Genomic DNA, 17,098 nt, shown 5'->3' on the forward strand with positions numbered 1-17,098 from the left:
GGTACCCCCGTTCGTTTGCCCCGGCCGTGACCGACGGCGAGGCGTTGACGATCGACGACGAGTTGCTCGCTCGAGCGCGGATCCACGCGAGAGATGTCGATATCGCCGTCGACTTGGGACGCGTCGAGTGGGAGGTCTCGACGCGAGCGCGCCGCCGCGCGGGGGCCTGTCGCTGGGACCGCGAGCGCGAGGTTGCGACGATCGCCCTCACCCGGCGAGCCTACGAGCGCTACGACTGGGAGGAGTTCGCCGCCGTCGTGCGCCACGAACTCGTCCACGCCTGGGAGTTCCAGCAGTTCGGCGAATCGGGCCACGGTCAGCGGTTTCGAGCCCGCGCCGCCGAACTCGACGCGCCGCGACACTGCGAAACGTTCGCCGAACCGCGGTACGTGATCCGCTGTCTCGCTCCGGACTGCGACTGGGAGGCCCATCGCCACCGCGCGTCCAGCCCCGTGAAAGCGCCGGACAACTACCGCTGTGGTGACTGCGGGGGCGACTACGAGGTTGAACACGTCGCGAGCGGGCGCACCTGGGACTCCGCGGGCGGGTATGGCGGCGCGAAGGCCGCACTCGAGGAGGAGTGGTGACTGGTCAGACGAGGAACGCGACGACCGTTCTCACAAGACTTTATTTGCTCGTTCGTCTCCTTCCGGTATGAGAGTCCTCGATCTGATGCTCGGCCGGGACGGCGACGACGCCGACGGCGATCCGGCGCGCTTTACGAGCGATCGCTACGACGTGACCTACACCGTCTCAGCGGACAGTCACGAGATCGCCTACGCTGTTCCGGTCCGTCGGGCCGAACTCGAGGCATTCGCCGATCTGGTCGACCTAGAGCGCGAGACGCCCTACGCGGACGATGACGAGGAATCGCCCGCGGCGTCGCTCGAGTCCGTCCTCGAGGGCGAGGCGATCGATGCGGACGCGTGGATCGAACGGATGCAAGCGCCCCGACAGACGGTCGAACCGGTGCTCGAGCGCTGGCTGGAACTCGTCGACGAGGCCGACCCCGCTGGCGACGGAGCGGGCTCGAGCGAGGCCACCGAGGCGGCCGACTCAGATGCGGGGGACGACGCGACCGGAACGGACGCCAGTGCGTCGGATCGCGAGGGCGCCTCGCCGGTCGAGATCGTCTACCTCCCCGTCGAAACCGAGTCGGCGTTCGCGGCGTTCTTTCAGACGTGTCGCAAACGGGCCGAGCAAGAGCACGATCCGTTCGAACTCCCAGACGACATCGAGACCGCCGCGAGCGTGCTCACGAAGATCAGGCGGGCGAGCGACCGGCCGGAAAACCGCGTCGTCGTCAACAGGGACTACGTTCCGGACCTGAGCTGACGGTCGCAAAGCGGGTTCCAGACCGCTCGCCGACGGCCGCCAAGCAGATCCAAGACCTGTCGCTGCCGACCAATTTTCACACGCGCACGTGCCTTTCCCGGATCCGTCGGTATGGTCTCCGAACGACCGCGTTCAGACGATCGAGTCGAACTCCTCGAGCGACGTCAGCCGGTAGGTCGGCTGGTGCTCGAGTTCGGTGCCGTGGCCGAGATCGATCCACGCCGAATCCATGCCCATCGCGTTCGCGCCGGCGACGTCGGCGTGGAGGTTGTCGCCGATGTGTATGGTTTCCGTGGGATCGACCTCGAGCGCCGACAGCGCCAGTTCGAACGGCGTCGAGTCCGGTTTCGGCGGGACGCCGTTCGTCGGGTCGACGAACACCTCGGCGTCGAACGCATCGAGAAGTCCGAGCGCCTCGAGCTTTTTCGTCTGCGTCTGCTCGCCCCCGTTCGTGATCAGTCCGACGGGCCCGCGCTCGGCCGCGCGCTCGAGTGCAGTCTCAGCGCCGTCGCGAAAGCGAACCCGCGCGGGATCGACCGTCTCGATGGAGGCCTCGGCGAGATCCGGGGCGACCGCTGGATCCACTCCCGCCCGCTCGGCGGCTCTCGAGAAGAGGTGTTCGAAGAACTCGCGGTCGGTGTCTGCGGTCGGGAGGTCCCGCGAGGCGTGGCGTAGCTGGGCCGGGGTACAGAACTGCTCGACGCCGGCCCGTTCGAAGGTGGCCTCGAGCAGCGCCGCTCGATCCTCGATGGGCTCACAGAGGGTGCTATCGAGGTCGAAACAGATGGCCTCGTACGACATCTATCTCGTCTAGCGGCGTCGACACCCTGAACCTTTCGCCGGAATCGATACTCCGGCGACGACTGTCGAATCCGCCACGTTCAAGCCACTTCCCTTCGAGGGTCGAGTTATGACGAGAGCTGTCTGGATCAAAGCCGACGACACGGTCGGCGACTGGGACGACCGCCGCGAGCGGATCACCACCGCGCTCGAGGCGGGCGCCGACTGGGTACTGGTCGACGAAGACGACGTCGAACGCGTCCGCGAACTCGGCGACATCAACGTCGCGGCGTTTCGCACCGACGGCGACGTGACGCTCATCGACGACGCCGAGGACGAGACGTCGACCGCAAAGCCCGACACCGTCGTGGTCGGCAAGGAAGGCGAGGGCGACGGCACCGTCGACCTCCCCAACGACTTCTCGGGATCGGCAGACCTCTCGACGCTCCGGCGGAACGGAAACGTCGACTGGGGATCGTACGTGCGCATTCTCGGCAAGGACTACGAGGAGTTCGCAGAGACGGCTGCGACCGAGGCCGAGTACACCATCGTCGCCGGTGAGGACTGGACGATCATCCCGCTCGAGAACCTGATCGCCAGGATCGGCGAGGAGACGACGCTCGTCGCGGGCGTCACGAGCGCCGACGAAGCCAAGACCGCCTTCGAGACGCTCGAGATCGGCGCGGACGCCGTCTTGCTTGACTCGGACGACCCCGACGAGATCCGCCGCACCGTCGAAGTCCGCGACGAGGCGGAGCGGGAGAACCTCGATCTGGAGTACGCCGAGGTCGTCGACATCGAACAGATCGGCAGCGCGGATCGCGTCTGCGTCGATACCGGCAGCCTACTCGAGCACGACGAGGGGATGCTCGTCGGCTCGATGAGCCGCGGGCTGGTGTTCGTCCACGCCGAAACCGCCGAATCGCCGTACGTCGCCTCGCGGCCGTTCCGGGTCAACGCCGGCGCGGTCCACGCCTACGTCAGGACGCCGGACGGCGGGACGAAGTACCTCTCGGAACTCCAGAGCGGCGACGAGGTCCAACTGGTCGACCTCGAGGGCAACACCCGCGAAGCGATCGTCGGCCGCGTCAAGATCGAAAAGCGACCGATGTTCCGGGTCGCCCTCGAAACCGACGACGGCGACCACATCGAGACGCTACTCCAGAACGCGGAGACGATCAAAGTGCCGACCGCGGAGGGCCGAACGGCGGTGACGGATCTCGAGGCCGGCGATCACCTCTTGCTGTACTACGAGGATACGGCCCGGCACTTCGGCGAAGCCGTCGAGGAGAGCATCATCGAGAAGTAGCGGGTCAGCGCGGTGCGTACCTGTCGACATCGAAATCGCCTTCAGAGCATGTCAGAGTCTTCTTCGGGCCGCTCGAGTCGCGTCGTACACCAGTGACAAAACGAGAGGTCCTCGTCGAGTTCCTTCCCACACGCCGGACAGGTCGGCTCGTCGCTCTGTCCGGAACCGGTCGGCGGGAGTCCGAGCGCGCGAAACGTCGAATCGACCGTCGCGAACAACACGATGAACATCAGGAAGAACTGATCGACCATGCTCGTCTCCGCTTCCATCGTCTCCATCATGGCGGCCATCGACTCGGCCGACATGAGCAGTTCCATCGGGACGAAGAAGTAGACGCCAAGCGTGAATAACCCGCCGAACAGGAGGGCGCGAGCCCAATCACGGAGTAAAACGTGTCCCGCGCCGGGAAGAATAATCGAGAGGATCGCAGCGGATATCGCACGGATCCAGGTCATAGCTGTGGGTTGTTCTCGGTGGGACGGCCACTTAACGTACCGGATTCCCTACAACCAGACGGTCCCTGGACCGTCCGCGGAGTGTCGACGATCCGATCGAGAAAGAGCGACGCTGCCTCGGACCGTCTCTCAGGCCGTTCCGAGCGTTTCCTCGGCCTCGAGCAGTTCGTGATACCGGTTTCGGATCGTCACTTCGGAGATGTCGGCGACGTCGCTGACGGCCGCCTGGGTCGTCTTCTCGTTTGTCAACAGCGCGGCGGCGTAGACGGCGGCGGCGGCGAGACCGACCGGCGACTTGCCCGAGTGGACGCCCTTCTCCTTGGCGTTCTGGAGCAGACTCCGCGCGCGGTGTTCGGCTTCGTCCGAGAGCTCGAGGCCCGAGGCGAACCGCGGCACGTAGCTTTCGGGATCGGCCGGCTGAACCTCGAGGCCGAGTTCGCGGACGACGTAGCGGTAGGTGCGTGCGATCTCGTTTTTCTCGACGCGGCTGACGTCCGCGATCTCGTCGAGACTCCGGGGGACGCCCGCCTGTCGCGCGGCAGCGTAGACACACGCCGTCGAGACGCCCTCGATCGAGCGACCGGGGAGCAGGTCCTCGTTGAGCGCGCGCCGGTAGATGACTGAGGCCGTCTCGCGGACGTTCGTCGGCAGGCCGAGCGCCGAGGCCATTCGGTCGATCTCGCCGAGCGCCTGCTTCAGGTTGCGTTCTTTGGAGTCGCGGGTCCGGAACCGTTCGTTCCACTTGCGAAGCCGTTGCATCTTCTCTCGCTGTCGGGAGCCCAGCGAGTTGCCGTAGGCGTCTTTGTTGCGCCAGTCGATGTTCGTCGACAGCCCCTTGTCGTGCATGGTGTTGGTCGTCGGCGCACCGACGCGGGACTTCTTGTTCTTCTCGGCGGCGTCGAACGCGCGCCACTCGGGGCCGCGGTCGACCGAGTCCTCCTCGACGACGAGGCCACAGTCCTCACAGACCGTCTCGCCGTGCTCGTCGTCGACGACGAGGTTGCCCGTACACTCCGGACAGTCGAGCGTGCTCTGCTCGGCTTCGTCCGTCTCCTCGGTTGTTTCTTGTTCGCTACGACGTACTCTCGTGTTTGAGGTTGCGTTGGTCATACGATGGCGGATACGGCCCGGCGAAACGACACGGAAAAGCCGGACGGATTCGTTACCTTTCTCGTTCTGAGACTCGAGAGATAAGAGTTTCGGAATCCGTAGCTCACAACGCTCGAAAACAGGTAATTCGTCGGAAGTGGTATGAATTATCAAAACATTCAAATTAGGATCGGCCGTCGCGTCGACGACGTCTCGACGATCCGCTCGGTTCGCCCCGCGGAGAGTAAAGTACACAACGATCACGCGCCCTTCTCGAGTATGCACGTCGCCGTCGGGAGTACGAACCCTGTCAAGCAACGCGCCGTCGAACGAACGCTCGCGGAGTTCGACGCGGACGTCGTTCCCGTCGCCGTCGACTCCGGCGTGAGCGAACAGCCCTCGTCCGTCGAGGAGACCATCACCGGCGCGAAAAACCGCGCTCGAGGCGCGCTCGAGGAGACCGACGCGGACTACGGCGTGGGCCTCGAGGGCGGCGCGACACGATTCGAGTACGCGCCCGGCGCGCGACTCGTCATGTGGGCCTGCGTCACCGACGGGGAGCGCCTCGAGGTCGCCGGCGGCCCGTCGCTTCGGCTTCCGGACTCCGTCGGCGCTCGTCTCGACGCCGGGGAGGAACTCGGTCCGATCATGGACGATCGACTCGGGACGGAAAACGTCGCCGAAGCCGAGGGCGCCGCCGGCGCGCTCACCGGCGGTCTGACGTCTCGAGCGCGGGCGCTTTCCGAAGCGGTCGCGTGTGCGTTCGGTCCGTTCGTCACGACACACTACGAAGGCGGTCGAGTCGGTCGCCGGTAGTCGCGGTTTTCCTCGACAACCGGTCGCGTTTTCTGAGTGTCGTCCGCTTGGATGTATTAACCGGCCGTACCAACGAGCCCTTTCCACTGGAGTATCGATCCATTACCGGCCCCGAAAACCGCCCGACTGCGGCTCATTAACCGCACGTACCAAACCCCCTAAGGTCGATGCGGCCGTTCGCACGGGTATGAGCACTGCAATGGCCTCCGACCTCACGAGCAAACAGCGCCAGATCCTGCAGTACCTCCGCGAGAACGCCGCAACGAAGACGTACTTCAAGTCGCGACTAATCGGCAAGGAACTCGGGATGACGGCCAAGGAGGTCGGCTCGAACATCACCGCGCTCCAGAACAGCGAGTACGACGTCGACATCGAGAAGTGGGGCTACTCCTCGAGTACGACCTGGAAAGTGAACGTTTGAACGGTCGACGTCACCGCGTTCGCGACTCGAGTTCTTCGCGCCGATCGACGGGTATCCCAATCGTAGCCGCTTCGATCGGGTGCTGTCGCTTCGCTCGAGCGCTCTGTCGTCTCCCGGTCGCTTCCGGTCACCGAACGTGAATATTACTTCGCGAAACTGCTGCTTACGGCGCGAAACTTTCGGTTTCCGACTCCGAATGGCACTTCACTCGCCGGCCCGATAGCGGAGACGATGCAGGCGATCCTCTTCGACATGGACGGCGTCATTCTCGAGGGGCCGCGGACCGACCCGCAGGTCTACGCGGACGCGACCGACTACGCCCTCTCCGAACTCGGAATTGAACCGACGGACGACGAGCGCGAGGCGTTTCGAGAATTCGACCCCGACGGCATCAGGGAGCGTGCGGCCGCACACGGGTTCGACGCCGACGAATTCTGGAAACTGCGAGACGACCGCGCGTCCGAACTCACACACGAACGGGTTCGGTCCGGCGACCGAGCGGTCTACGACGACGCCGAGACGCTGTCCGAACTCGCCGAGCGGACGACGACCGCCCTTGTGACGAACAACCGCCACAGGACGGCGGAGTTCGTCGACAATTACTTCGAATTCGGGTTCGAGACCGTCCGCGGGCGCGACCCGTCGATGGCCGGCTACCAGCGACGGAAACCGAATCCCGCCTACCTCGAGGAAACGCTCGACCGACTCGGCGTCGACGGCGGCCTCTACGTCGGCGACTCCGGCGTCGACGTCGTCGCCGGGCAGAAGGCGTCGCTCGAGACCGCGTTCGTTCGACGCCCGCACAACCGCTCGGTCGACCTCCCCGCCGAGCCCGAGTACGAACTCGAATCACTTACCGAACTGCTCGAGTTACTCGAGACTGTCGACTCGCACTGATCTCGGTAGTCGGTCCAGCCCTTCCCGAGGCGGCCCGCCGGTGTGGACAAACTCGGTCGGACGATCAACCGTCGTAGGTGAGCAGTTCGTCGGACTCGCGCGCGAGCGCCGTCGCCCGGTCGCCGAAGGAATCGGCGTGTCGGATCAACAACAACAGGACCGTCGTAGGGCGTTCGACGCTGTAGCCGTCCTCGCGCGATAGGAGCCCCGCCGACTCGAGTTTACCCGCGTACTTGCTCACAGTGGGCGCTGAAACCTCGAGGGAGTCGGCGAGATCGCCCGCGCCGGCGTCCGGGTCGCGAAGCAGTTCGATCAACATCCCGCGGGGGGTCGTCCGGCGCAGGTAGCCGAGGGCGTTCTTCTCGAACTCGTCGAACCGACCCGCGAGCACGAATCGCTTGTAGTCGCCGTCGCTGTAGCGTTCGACGGCGTCGCGTTCCTCGAGCCGTCTGAGGTGGTGTTGGGTCTCGCCGGTCCCGAGCTGGAGGTCGTCGCGGATCTTCGAAAAGTGCGCCCCGGGGGTCGTCGAGAGGTAGCCAGCGATCGCGTCGCGGGTTTTGCTTTCGCCGGTGTCGGCGTCCGCGGAGTCCGAGAATCCGGCCAGCGGCGAGGCGGCGCCGACGGCGGCGAATCGACGCAGGGTCGATCGCTTCTCCTCGTCGACACCCTCGGGTGCTGTCATAACAATCTACAGTTCGAAACGGGCCGAACGGTAAAACGCGTTTCGCTCCGCGTCGTTCACTGCGGGCTAGGAGTCGGTCTCCGTCTTGGTCTCGGACTCGGTCTCCGTCTGAGTCTGGGTCTGTCCCTCCCCGCCCTCGAACGACTGATCCATCTCCTCGATGACGTCGTCCGGGTCGCTGATCGTTCCGGCGTCTTTCCCTTCCTTGATCGCCTGTGCCTGTTTTTCCATCTCTTCTAGGTCCATCTCGGCTTCCTGATCTATCTCGCCGATGATCTCGGCGATGTCGTCGAGGCCGATCAGTTCGCGGGTCTCCTCGTCGAACTCGAGGCTGTCGAGTTCGGTGCCGTCGGATTCGACGTCGCTTCCCGAGAGGTGTTTACCGTACCGACCGACCATCGAGGTGAGTTCCTGGGGTAACACGAACGTCGTCGACTCGCTTTGGCCGATCTCGGTCAGGGTGTCCATCCCCTTGTCGATGACGGCGCGTTCGCCCATCGATTCGGCCGAGCGAGCACGGAGCACGGTCGAGATCGAGTCACCCTGTGCTTCGAGGATCTGGCTCTGTTTCTCACCCTGCGCGCGGATGATCTCGGATTGCTTGTCACCTTCCGCTTTCTCGACTGCGCTGCGGCGTTCGCCCTGCGCCTCGAGGATCATGGCGCGGCGTTTCCGCTCGGCGGAGGTCTGCTGTTCCATCGCGCGCTGGACGTCTTTGGACGGGTTGACCTCGCGGACTTCGACGCTCTCGACGCGGATCCCCCACTCGTCGGTTGGCTCGTCGAGTTCCTTGCGGATCTTCGCGTTGATCTCCTGGCGCTTGTTCAACGTATCGTCGAGTTCCATGTCACCCAGGACGGCCCGAAGGGTGGTCTGGGCGAGGTTCGAGACGGCCTTTTTGTAGTCGTCGACCTCGAGGAAGGCCTTCTTCGCGTCCATGACCTTGATGTAGACGACGGCGTCGGCGGTCACCGGCGAGTTGTCCCGCGTGATCGCCTCCTGTCGCGGGACGTCGAGCGTCTGGGTCCGCATATCGAACCGGTAGGTCCGCGAGACGAACGGGGGGATGATGTTGATACCCGGCTCGAGGAGTTTGCGGTACTCGCCGAAGACAGTCAGCGCGCGTTTTTCGTACGCGTCGACGATCTCGACTGCACTCAGAAGCGAGGCGATTACGACCACGAGAACGAGGGCACCGATTACCAATCCGACGGTGGCTGCTCCCTGCAGCGGGATAAGTTCCGGAAGCATAACATGGGCTTTTGTCGGTGAGATAAAAAGCGTTCCCTTGTCCGATCGACATTTCTCCGGTCGCGGCGTCAGTTCGATTCGGTTTCGGTTATCGAGTCGTCGGTATCGTCGTCGCCCGTCGTATCGTCGGTCGTCTCGTCGACCGGCTCCCTCCCAGCTATTTCGGTGTCGTCGGCTTCGATAGCGGTCGAATCGGTGTCAGTGCCAGTGTCGTCCGAGCCATCGGCGTCCGATTCGCGGGCGAGCGCGCGATCGATCTCGTCCGCTTCGATCGAACCGATGGCCTCGACCGTCAGCACGTTCCCGCCGCCGGGATCGAGCACGATGATCTCCTCGCCCTCCTCGATGGTGCCGCTGGTCGTCCGAGCGCTGTAAAACGGCGTGAACCCGCCGCCCTCGAGTTTGACCTCGCCGCCGCGGGTCGTGATCGTCTCGGTCGCGTATCCGGTCGATCCGGCGAGCGACGAGGAGTCTTTCGTCTGTGCGGTGCCTTTGCCCCCGTAGAAGTCGAACTCCCGGTAGACGTAGGCCGCCAACGCGCCGATCGCGAGCGTGAGTCCCGCGAGAACGAGAACGTCGAGCCCGCCGGGAACGAGCAACCCGATGAGTCCGGCACCGGCCAGCGCGACGCCGATGACGACGAGGTGCGCGCCGGGAGAGAGCGCCTCGAGGACCATCAACACGAGGCCCGCCGTGAACAACAACAGCGGAATATTACTGAGGAGGGGTTCCACCATGCGTCCTGCTAAGGTCTCGCTCCGATTAAATGTTTACCGCCGCTCACGCGAACAGCATCGAACCGAGACGGAACATCACCAGAATCGTCGCGATCGCGCCCAATGCGACGAACACCGCCCCCTCGAGGGACGGGCTCTCAGAGACGATCGGCGTCGAACTCGGCTCCGGAACCGCTTCGTCGTCCTCGGTATCCTCGGCGCCAGCAGTCGATTCGACGCTCGCGCCGTCGTCATCGTCAGTGAGATCGATCGGGATGCGTCCCCACTCGTCGTGCCCGCCATCGTCCTGCTGTGTGTCGTCATACCGACTGCCGATCCGTTGGCCCTCGTCGCGTCCATCGTCGCTTCGGTCGTCGTCCCCCGGACCGCTCGAGCGGTCGGACGGTTCGGAAGCGTCATCGTCGCTGTCGGACGGGTCGACCGCTTTCGTCTCCTTGACGACGAACGTGTCCTCGAACGGGTCGGCGTCGGTGGTGGATCCGTCGCCGTCCGGCGTCCGGTCGTCACGGGACTGGTCGGGGCGGTCGTCCGGATCGGTGTCGGACGGCTCCTCGGTCATACTCCCCTCTAGACGCCGCGTCGTCAAAAAGCCGCGGTCGAGGTTAGGCCGGTCGGTCGGTCCGTCCCCGGACGGTCCCCTGGAAGACGACGCCGCGCTCGGCGTCGATCGTCACCGTGGTCCCTCGCTCGAGGTCCGTCAGATCTGCGCCGCTCACCATCGGGATGTCGAGCTCGCGAGCGACGAGCGAGGGGTAGCCGGTCATGCCCGGGCTCGCGTCGATGATCCCGCCAATCTTCTCGAGGTCGCCGGAGAGTTCGTCGTCGAACTCCGGATGAATCGCGAGGATGGCCCCGTCGGGTATCGTCGAGAGATCGCCGTCTGTAATCGGCTCGATCGGGCCGGAAACGCGCCCGTCGACGACGACCCGTCCGGTCGCAAGCGACTCGGCGGCCACGTGGACTTTCAGCATGTTGGTCGTGTTCGCCCCCTCGAGTTCGGTCATCATGCCACAGAGGACGACGACGGTATCGCCGCTGTCGGCGACGCCCGCATCGAGCGCCGCCTGCACCGCCCGCTCGACGACCGCGTCGGCACCCTGGTCGGAGACGCTGGCATAAAGCGGGGTGACGCCCCACGAGAGCGCGAGTTTCCGACGCACGTCGTGACTCGGCGTCGACGCGACGACCGGCACGCCGGGCCGATACTTCGCCGTCTTGAGCGCGGTGTAGCCGGACTCGGTCGCCGCGACGATGGCGTCCGCGCCGATGTCTCGTGCGAGGAACCTGGCCGAGCGAGCCAGCGCGTCGGTGCGAGCCTCACCAGCGGCCGGGACGCGCTGTTCTAGGACCTCCGCGTACTCCGCGGAGTTCTCGACTTCCCTGATGATGCTGCTCATCGTCTCGACGACTTCGACCGGGAAATCGCCGACGGCGGTCTCGGCCGACAGCATGACCGCGTCGGTGCCGTCGAGGACGGCGTTCGCGACGTCCGAGGCCTCCGCTCGAGTGGGTCGGCGCGCGTGGACCATCGAATCGAGCATCTCCGTGGCCGTGATGACCGGACAGCCGGCTTCCCGACACGTCCGGATGATCCGTTTCTGGATCATCGGCACGTCTTCCATCGGGCACTCGACGCCGAGGTCGCCGCGGGCGACCATCACGCCGTAGGACGCCTCGATGATCTCGTCCAAGTTCTCGACCGCGCCCACGCGTTCGATCTTGGAGACGATCGGAATGTCGGCACCCGCCTCCTCAAGCACTTCGTTCACCTCGTAGACGTCATCCGCGTCGCGAACGAAACTCGCCGCGACGAAGTCGACGTCTTTCTCCGCCGCGAGTTCGAGATCGGCGCGGTCGCCACCGGTGACCATGTCGAGTCCGAGATCGACGCCGGGGATGTTGACGCCCTTCCGACCGCCGAGTTCGCCGCCCGTTTCGACTCGCGCCCGAATGCCGTCGTCGTCACGCTCGAGGACGGTCGTCTCGATCAGGCCGTCGTCGAGCAGGATTCGGTCGCCCGCTTCGACGGTATCGATCGAAAGCGACAGTCCGACCTCCTCGCTCGTCGCGTCGTCGCCCTCGACGAACCGGATCTCGGTGCCGGCCTCGAGCGTGACGCTCTCGCCGTCCGGCAACGGCGCGGTTCGGATCTCCGGGCCCTTCATGTCGAGCATGACGCTCACCGGTCGGTCTTTCTCCTCGTCGACGGCCCGCACGCGATCGATCAGTTCGGCTCGGTCCTCGAGCGTTCCGTGGCTGGCGTTGAGCCGCGCCACCGACATCCCCGCGTCCGCGAGCGTGGCGATCGTCGCCCGGTCGTCCGTCGCGGGACCGAGCGTGCAGACGATCTTTGCGTTTCTCATGCCCGGAGGTAGCGCGAGCACCGCAAAAAAGCTGTGGTGACTTACTCGAACTCGAGTCTATTTTCGACCCACCCATTCCACCCGATTTGTTTGCGTTTTTCAGATAAGGCTGAAGGATGAGGCGTCGCGTTTTCTGAGTGTTCATGCCCGAAAACGCTAGCTTCAATAGGTGCCTATACAGATTGACTTGGAGTTTGTGGAGCGAGAAGTGACATTAAGCCCTCTGATGAAGACATCGCAGGATGAAACTTACGGACTCAAACAAATATCAATACATCTGAAGGTGATTCAGACTGTTTTTACCCTCGAACAGATCGAACTTTTCGTAAGGTGTATCTGTACTGATGGGAAGTGTATTTACGTTCACACACCTACAAACGATTATAGTACGTACCATCTTACAAAGGTCTCCCTAAGCATATCATGCTACGACGCCAATATCTCAAAATAAGCGGGATAAGCGTTGCTGGATCTCTTAGTGGCTGTTTAGACATTAGCCAAAATAGTGATAATGTCGTCAACATAACTACCATTAATAGAACAAACTCTAAGCAAGATGTAGAGATTATAGTAAGATCTGAAGGTGAATCTGTATTTAGGCAGAACTTTGAACTATCTGCACCTCAAGAAGGGTCTGTAACGTCAGTCACTGAGGAGAACGCTCTTAACCCAGGAGAATACTCTGTGACGGCTTCAAATGAGGCGATAGAACAAGAATATCATTACAAGAGTACTTGCAGTTCGGTCTCAAAAATGGAGGACGAGATATATGTTACTATATCAGATAGCAATATGGTTGAAATTAGCAGCACTTATTGCGGAAAGTGAGTTTTTAGCTCGTTTACTAAGATCGCGTGCCAATCTCAGACAAAACCTCGTGGGGATGAATCTCGATGTACCGAACCAACGCGGCGAGGTCGTTGAATTTTAGTGGACGAACTTCGAGGTTGGGCCGGGCGAGGCTGAAGCGTTCTGCCGGCGTTACAGCTGGCGCTGGCAAATAGAGAACGAGTATACGAGTATCAGGGATGACTTCCTGCCAGAGACCTCTTCTAAGGATTACCGTGTGCGGCTGTTCTACTTCGTGCTCGCGGTGCTGTTCCACAACATCTAGCGACTACTCAATTTCCTGTTGAAGGCTAATGCCGGTGATGAGATTGACTATGTGCCAGTGTTTGTTTCGGCCAAAGCGTTTTCTACCGGCCGCCAGTAGCGCCAACGATGCCCAGCTACACCGCGTTCGTCAACGTCGCCGATCGAGACGTACAGAACGTTCAGGAATTGGCCTCGATCTGGGGCGAAGTACGCGGCGAGTTCGCCGAACACGAGGCCGAGCTCGTCGACTCCTACGCGATGCTCGGGAGCCACGACTTTCTGGTCATCTTCGAGGCGCCCGACCGCGAGAGCGCGTTCAAGTCCGCGCTGACGCTTCGCAGACACGGCCTCGAGGCCGAGACGATGGAAATCGTCGACACCGACGAGTTCGCACAGCTCGTCGACGAGGTCTGAGCGAAAACGCCCTCGTTCGGGACGGGTAGTCCGCGTCTCTCGCTCACATCGGCGAGCGCAGACGTTACATCGGCGAACTCGACCGTCACGTCTACAAGTTCGAACGCTTCGTGTCGACGACGCGTGCGTCATCGTCGAGTATGACGGCGAGCGTATCGCCGTCGAGTTCGAGGTCGATCCGCAACTCGAGTGGCTCCTCGTCGAGAACGGTAACGGCCTCGTCGCCGATGAACGGAACCTCCCAGAATCGGCGGTTCCGCAGGTCGATGTCGTGGTCCCAATAGAACGAAACGACCGCGGGATGTGTGAGGAGCGCAGTTCCGGCATGTGATCCTCCTATCGGGCCGCATTGGGGGCACTCCACCGCGAACGAGTACTCCCACGGCCCCTCAGATCCGATCGTAAGCGACCGCTCGACTGTCGTATGACAGTAGGGACAGATCCCCTCGAGTATCTGTTCAATCGTGTGTCGCCACAGTGTCGAGGCGACGTCGAGGAGATCGGACATGTTACGATCCGCCGCGCCGACCGGTCGAACGGCGTGTGCGAACAGGGTGGTCTCACCTCGCTCGATTTTGACGATACTGTCCTCGTAAACTGCTTTCATGGGCGCGTCGGGGGTTTCACCAGATGCCTCAGTATCGGCAGGGGGAGCGCCCGTGTCTCCGGCAGCGTTCCCCTCGCTCGCGTCGCCGACTGGAACCGGTCCGCGTTTCTCGTGAGACCGCCAAGCGTCGATATCGATCACTTTCGCGATCTCAAACCCGGCGAAGGTCAGGCGATACCCCTCAGCGGCTTCCTCGACGAACTGCTCGCGAAGCTGTCTGAGATGGTAGTTGAAGTTTCCCTTATCCTCCACGCCGACCCGCTCTCGGAGCGTCGAATACGGAAGTTGCTCACCCGTGGCGGAGGCGGTTTGGCGGTGCTCGTAGAGCGCCCGTAGAATCTCGAGACGGGTTTCGTTTCCCAGAGATTTGAACGGATCGACGGGCCGTTCGTCCCGTTTTCGGTGCTGGCTGGTCATGGTTTTCGGTCGGCGAAGCCGTCCACGGATCGGACGTCGCTCGGGAGAAAATCATTGCTCCAAATACATATGCCACCGGGGTCACAACGAATCGACTCACTCAATGTCGAACCCGCGTTCTCGGCGGCGCGTGCTCGCAGGATCCGCCCTTCTCGGCGCAGCGTCGATCACGGGCGGCGTTCCGCGGAACGGCCGCGCAGAGTCCGATACGAGCGCACCGAATCAACCGGACGAACCAGACTCGACCTCGCCGTCGTCGGGCCGGAGTCGTTCGCTCGAGTTACAGGATCTCGATGATCTCGAGTCCTTCGTCGACGAAACCATGCGACGGACCCTCGAGGAACACGACGTCGTCGGCGCGTCCGTCGCCGTCGTTCACGACGACGAAATCGTGCTCGCAGAGGGGTACGGAGACGCGTCGATCGACGGCCCGGCCGTCGACGCCGCCGAAACGCGGTTTCGGGTCGGCTCCGTCTCGAAACCGATCGTCTGGACCGCGGTGATGCAACTGATCGAAGCCGGCCAGATCGACCCGGACGAAGACGTCAGAACGTACCTCGAGTCAGTACCGCTCCCCGAGACGGAGTGGGAGCCGATCACGATGGCCCACCTCGCCACGCACACGGCCGGCTTCGAGCAGCGATACGCCGGAACGTGGGTTCGAGACCCCGACGACGTGCGATCGCTTCCGACGGTCCTGAGCGAAGAACAGCCCGACCGCGTTCGACCGCCCGGATCGATCGTCTCGTACTCGAACTACGGTGCCGCGCTCGCGGCTCAGGTCGTCGCCGACGTGACCGGGACCCCGTTCGAACGGTACGTTCGAGAAAACGTCTTCGACCCGCTCGAGATGGATACCGCAACGTTCGAGCAGCCAGTCCCCGACGAATCCGGAACCACCGTCGCGACCGGATACACAACTCTCACCGGAACGCCGACGGAATCACCGGGACTCAACTTCGAACTCGCCCCCGCGGGGTCGATGTCCGCGACGACGACGGAGATGGCACAGTTCGTCCGCGCTCATCTCAACGGTGGCGTCGTCGACGGCGATCGGATTCTCGAGGACGAAACCGTCGCGGAGATGCACGAGCGGTGGTTCACCCACCACGAGCGACTCGACGGCCTCTCGTTCGGACTTCTCGAGCGATCTCGAGGTATCGGCGGAAACGCCAGTGACGATGGCGAATCCACCACCGGCGAAAGCGCTGATGATGACGATTCCACCGGCGGCAGAAGTGCCGGTAACGCATCCACTGGCGGCGAAAGCCGGCTCCTCGAGCACGACGGCCAGATACCGGGATCGTTCCACAGCCGACTCCTGCTCGCACCCGAACACGATCTGGGTCTGTTTCTCTCGTACAACACCGACAGCGCCGCCAACGCGAGCACCACCTTCATCGACGCCTTCCTGGAGGAATACCTCCCGCTCGAGGAGTCGGCGGACGCTGCAGTTCCGGGTCCCGACGGTCGCCCCGAACGCGCCGACGAACTCGAGGGCAGCTATCGCGGCGTCTCGACTTCGGAGTCCGAGCCCGCGAAGCTCTGGTCGGTCGCACAGGCCGGATCGATCGACGTTTCCATTGCCGACGACGGCGCGCTCGTAACCGAACTCGGGGGCGAGACGCGATGGATCGAACGCGAACCGCTCCTCTTTCGGGCGGAAGACGGCGACGACTTCCTGGCGTTCGGCGAAGACGGCGGCGAGATCAGATACCTCTTTCTCGGCTTTCAGGCGTTCGAGCGGCGCTCGTGGCACGAGTCGATGTCCGTCCATGCCGGGGTTGCTGGCGCGACGACGCTCGGGATGGTCTCCGGGGCCGTTGGCTGGCCGCTCGCTCGAGGGTGGCGGTGGCTTCGAAGCGACGGTGAATCGGGAGCGACTAGTCACGCGGACCCGGATGCCGCGATAGAAACGGACTCGGACGATCCCCGACCGTCGAACGCCGACTCGAGTTCGGTCGCCGAGTCCGTCGGACGAACGGAGGCAAGCGGAGCGTCCGGTGGGAAAACGCGACAGGCGAGACAGGAGGCTGGCTCCTCGAGGGGGTCCGAACGGACCACACAGAGTAGTTCGCTGACGGATCCACGCCGATGGGGGCGCTGGACCGCCGGCGGGGCGATCGCGTGTCTGTTCGGGTTCGTGTTCGGCGTCGTCGGCCTGTTGCTCGTATACCCGTACACGCTTTTGAGCGATCCGCCGCTTGCGTTCGAGGCGTTGTTCGCGCTCCCACTGCTCGGGATCGCCGGAACGGCAGTTTCGGCGTTTTACGCGATCACCGCCTGGCGCGAGGGATACTGGAGTCGGCGGTCTCGGATCCACTACACGCTCGTCGTCTGTGCGATGGCCGGCTTCTGCTGGCTATTGTACTACTGGAACTTCGTCCGACTCCCGGTCTAACGCGGCGGGTGGCTTCGGGGCGGGACGTC

Annotated in this window: 17 protein-coding genes and 1 pseudogene; 9 read left to right on the plus strand and 9 right to left on the minus strand. The window is 63.5% G+C overall.

Going from position 1 to position 17,098, the window contains the following annotated elements; all coding sequences use genetic code 11:
- The first annotated feature begins 26 nt into the window (after positions 1-26).
- Together BM348_RS10425 and BM348_RS10430 are read left to right on the plus strand one after the other, a co-directional pair.
- Complete coding sequence (locus BM348_RS10425; RefSeq protein WP_092904658.1) at positions 27-587, plus strand: SprT-like domain-containing protein; 561 nt, start codon at positions 27-29, stop codon at positions 585-587.
- Positions 588-654: 67 nt separating this feature from the next.
- The gene (locus tag BM348_RS10430) at positions 655-1,335 is read left to right on the plus strand and encodes a hypothetical protein (protein WP_092904660.1); all 681 of its coding nucleotides are present in this window, start codon (positions 655-657) and stop codon (positions 1,333-1,335) included.
- A 132-nt stretch (positions 1,336-1,467) separates the two neighbouring features.
- On the opposite strand, the gene BM348_RS10435 is transcribed toward BM348_RS10430, so the two are convergent.
- Positions 1,468-2,136, minus strand: a complete 669-nt coding sequence (locus tag BM348_RS10435; protein WP_092904662.1) for an HAD family hydrolase — start codon at positions 2,134-2,136, stop codon at positions 1,468-1,470.
- Between the two features lie 109 nt (positions 2,137-2,245).
- On the opposite strand from BM348_RS10435, the gene BM348_RS10440 reads away from it, so the two are divergent.
- A complete protein-coding gene (locus BM348_RS10440; RefSeq protein ID WP_092904664.1) occupies positions 2,246-3,424 on the plus strand; it encodes a 3-dehydroquinate synthase II in 1,179 nt (392 codons plus the stop codon).
- Positions 3,425-3,465: 41 nt separating this feature from the next.
- Here the strand turns inward: BM348_RS10440 and BM348_RS10445 are convergent, their stop codons facing one another.
- A complete protein-coding gene (locus BM348_RS10445) occupies positions 3,466-3,879 on the minus strand; it encodes a DUF7575 domain-containing protein (protein WP_092904666.1) in 414 nt (137 codons plus the stop codon).
- 129 nt (positions 3,880-4,008) lie between these two features.
- Positions 4,009-4,989 carry a transcription initiation factor IIB gene (locus BM348_RS10450; RefSeq protein ID WP_050050777.1) on the minus strand — a complete coding sequence of 327 codons (981 nt, stop codon included), beginning with the start codon at positions 4,987-4,989 and terminating at the stop codon, positions 4,009-4,011.
- A 258-nt stretch (positions 4,990-5,247) separates the two neighbouring features.
- Here BM348_RS10450 and BM348_RS10455 point away from each other — a divergent pair, with 258 nt between their 5' ends.
- The 3 genes from BM348_RS10455 (at position 5,248) to BM348_RS10465 (ending at position 7,102) form a co-directional block, all read left to right on the plus strand.
- The gene (locus tag BM348_RS10455) at positions 5,248-5,784 is read left to right on the plus strand and encodes a DUF84 family protein (RefSeq protein ID WP_092905532.1); all 537 of its coding nucleotides are present in this window, start codon (positions 5,248-5,250) and stop codon (positions 5,782-5,784) included.
- Between the two features lie 187 nt (positions 5,785-5,971).
- Positions 5,972-6,205, plus strand: coding sequence for a DUF7123 family protein (locus BM348_RS10460; protein ID WP_084568913.1), 234 nt, complete (start codon positions 5,972-5,974; stop codon positions 6,203-6,205).
- Between the two features lie 231 nt (positions 6,206-6,436).
- Positions 6,437-7,102: an HAD family hydrolase gene (locus tag BM348_RS10465; RefSeq protein ID WP_092904668.1), complete on the plus strand. Its 666-nt coding sequence runs from the start codon at positions 6,437-6,439 to the stop codon at positions 7,100-7,102.
- Positions 7,103-7,166: 64 nt separating this feature from the next.
- On the opposite strand, the gene BM348_RS10470 is transcribed toward BM348_RS10465, so the two are convergent.
- From BM348_RS10470 to pyk, 5 genes are all read right to left on the minus strand, one after another.
- Positions 7,167-7,784, minus strand: coding sequence for a winged helix-turn-helix transcriptional regulator (locus tag BM348_RS10470; RefSeq protein WP_092904672.1), 618 nt, complete (start codon positions 7,782-7,784; stop codon positions 7,167-7,169).
- Between the two features lie 66 nt (positions 7,785-7,850).
- Positions 7,851-9,035 (minus strand): SPFH domain-containing protein, encoded by a 1,185-nt coding sequence (locus BM348_RS10475; RefSeq protein WP_092904674.1) that lies wholly within the window; start codon positions 9,033-9,035, stop codon positions 7,851-7,853.
- Between the two features lie 68 nt (positions 9,036-9,103).
- Entirely contained in the window at positions 9,104-9,772 is a 669-nt protein-coding gene (locus BM348_RS10480) for an NfeD family protein (protein ID WP_092904676.1), read from the minus strand.
- A 43-nt stretch (positions 9,773-9,815) separates the two neighbouring features.
- A complete protein-coding gene (locus BM348_RS10485; protein WP_092904678.1) occupies positions 9,816-10,331 on the minus strand; it encodes a DUF7312 domain-containing protein in 516 nt (171 codons plus the stop codon).
- Between the two features lie 43 nt (positions 10,332-10,374).
- On the minus strand, positions 10,375-12,135 hold the full coding sequence (gene pyk, locus BM348_RS10490) for a pyruvate kinase (protein ID WP_092904680.1): 1,761 nt from the start codon (positions 12,133-12,135) through the stop codon (positions 10,375-10,377).
- Positions 12,136-13,069: 934 nt separating this feature from the next.
- Here pyk and BM348_RS22420 point away from each other — a divergent pair.
- Positions 13,070-13,348: pseudogene (locus BM348_RS22420) on the plus strand (transposase); the annotation flags it as partial.
- An 8-nt stretch (positions 13,349-13,356) separates the two neighbouring features.
- Positions 13,357-13,644 (plus strand): GYD domain-containing protein, encoded by a 288-nt coding sequence (locus BM348_RS10500; protein WP_092904682.1) that lies wholly within the window; start codon positions 13,357-13,359, stop codon positions 13,642-13,644.
- 91 nt (positions 13,645-13,735) lie between these two features.
- Here the strand turns inward: BM348_RS10500 and BM348_RS10505 are convergent, their stop codons facing one another.
- On the minus strand, positions 13,736-14,668 hold the full coding sequence (locus tag BM348_RS10505; RefSeq protein WP_092904684.1) for a winged helix-turn-helix domain-containing protein: 933 nt from the start codon (positions 14,666-14,668) through the stop codon (positions 13,736-13,738).
- Between the two features lie 130 nt (positions 14,669-14,798).
- Here BM348_RS10505 and BM348_RS10510 point away from each other — a divergent pair, with 130 nt between their 5' ends.
- Positions 14,799-17,069, plus strand: coding sequence for a serine hydrolase domain-containing protein (locus BM348_RS10510; RefSeq protein WP_245779433.1), 2,271 nt, complete (start codon positions 14,799-14,801; stop codon positions 17,067-17,069).
- The last annotated feature ends 29 nt before the right edge of the window (positions 17,070-17,098 follow it).

Source organism: Halostagnicola kamekurae, from assembly GCF_900116205.1.
Taxonomy (GTDB): domain Archaea; phylum Halobacteriota; class Halobacteria; order Halobacteriales; family Natrialbaceae; genus Halostagnicola; species Halostagnicola kamekurae.

Coding starts and splice junctions, on each gene's coding strand:
- BM348_RS10430 (WP_092904660.1), top strand. CDS start 655: ATGAGAGTCCTCGATCTGATGCTCGGCCGGGACGGCGACGACGCCGAC.
- BM348_RS10435 (WP_092904662.1), bottom strand. CDS start 2,136: ATGTCGTACGAGGCCATCTGTTTCGACCTCGATAGCACCCTCTGTGAG.
- BM348_RS10440 (WP_092904664.1), top strand. CDS start 2,246: ATGACGAGAGCTGTCTGGATCAAAGCCGACGACACGGTCGGCGACTGG.
- BM348_RS10445 (WP_092904666.1), bottom strand. CDS start 3,879: ATGACCTGGATCCGTGCGATATCCGCTGCGATCCTCTCGATTATTCTT.
- BM348_RS10450 (WP_050050777.1), bottom strand. CDS start 4,989: ATGACCAACGCAACCTCAAACACGAGAGTACGTCGTAGCGAACAAGAA.
- BM348_RS10455 (WP_092905532.1), top strand. CDS start 5,248: ATGCACGTCGCCGTCGGGAGTACGAACCCTGTCAAGCAACGCGCCGTC.
- BM348_RS10460 (WP_084568913.1), top strand. CDS start 5,972: ATGAGCACTGCAATGGCCTCCGACCTCACGAGCAAACAGCGCCAGATC.
- BM348_RS10465 (WP_092904668.1), top strand. CDS start 6,437: ATGCAGGCGATCCTCTTCGACATGGACGGCGTCATTCTCGAGGGGCCG.
- BM348_RS10470 (WP_092904672.1), bottom strand. CDS start 7,784: ATGACAGCACCCGAGGGTGTCGACGAGGAGAAGCGATCGACCCTGCGT.
- BM348_RS10475 (WP_092904674.1), bottom strand. CDS start 9,035: ATGCTTCCGGAACTTATCCCGCTGCAGGGAGCAGCCACCGTCGGATTG.
- BM348_RS10480 (WP_092904676.1), bottom strand. CDS start 9,772: ATGGTGGAACCCCTCCTCAGTAATATTCCGCTGTTGTTGTTCACGGCG.
- BM348_RS10485 (WP_092904678.1), bottom strand. CDS start 10,331: ATGACCGAGGAGCCGTCCGACACCGATCCGGACGACCGCCCCGACCAG.
- pyk (WP_092904680.1), bottom strand. CDS start 12,135: ATGAGAAACGCAAAGATCGTCTGCACGCTCGGTCCCGCGACGGACGAC.
- BM348_RS10500 (WP_092904682.1), top strand. CDS start 13,357: ATGCCCAGCTACACCGCGTTCGTCAACGTCGCCGATCGAGACGTACAG.
- BM348_RS10505 (WP_092904684.1), bottom strand. CDS start 14,668: ATGACCAGCCAGCACCGAAAACGGGACGAACGGCCCGTCGATCCGTTC.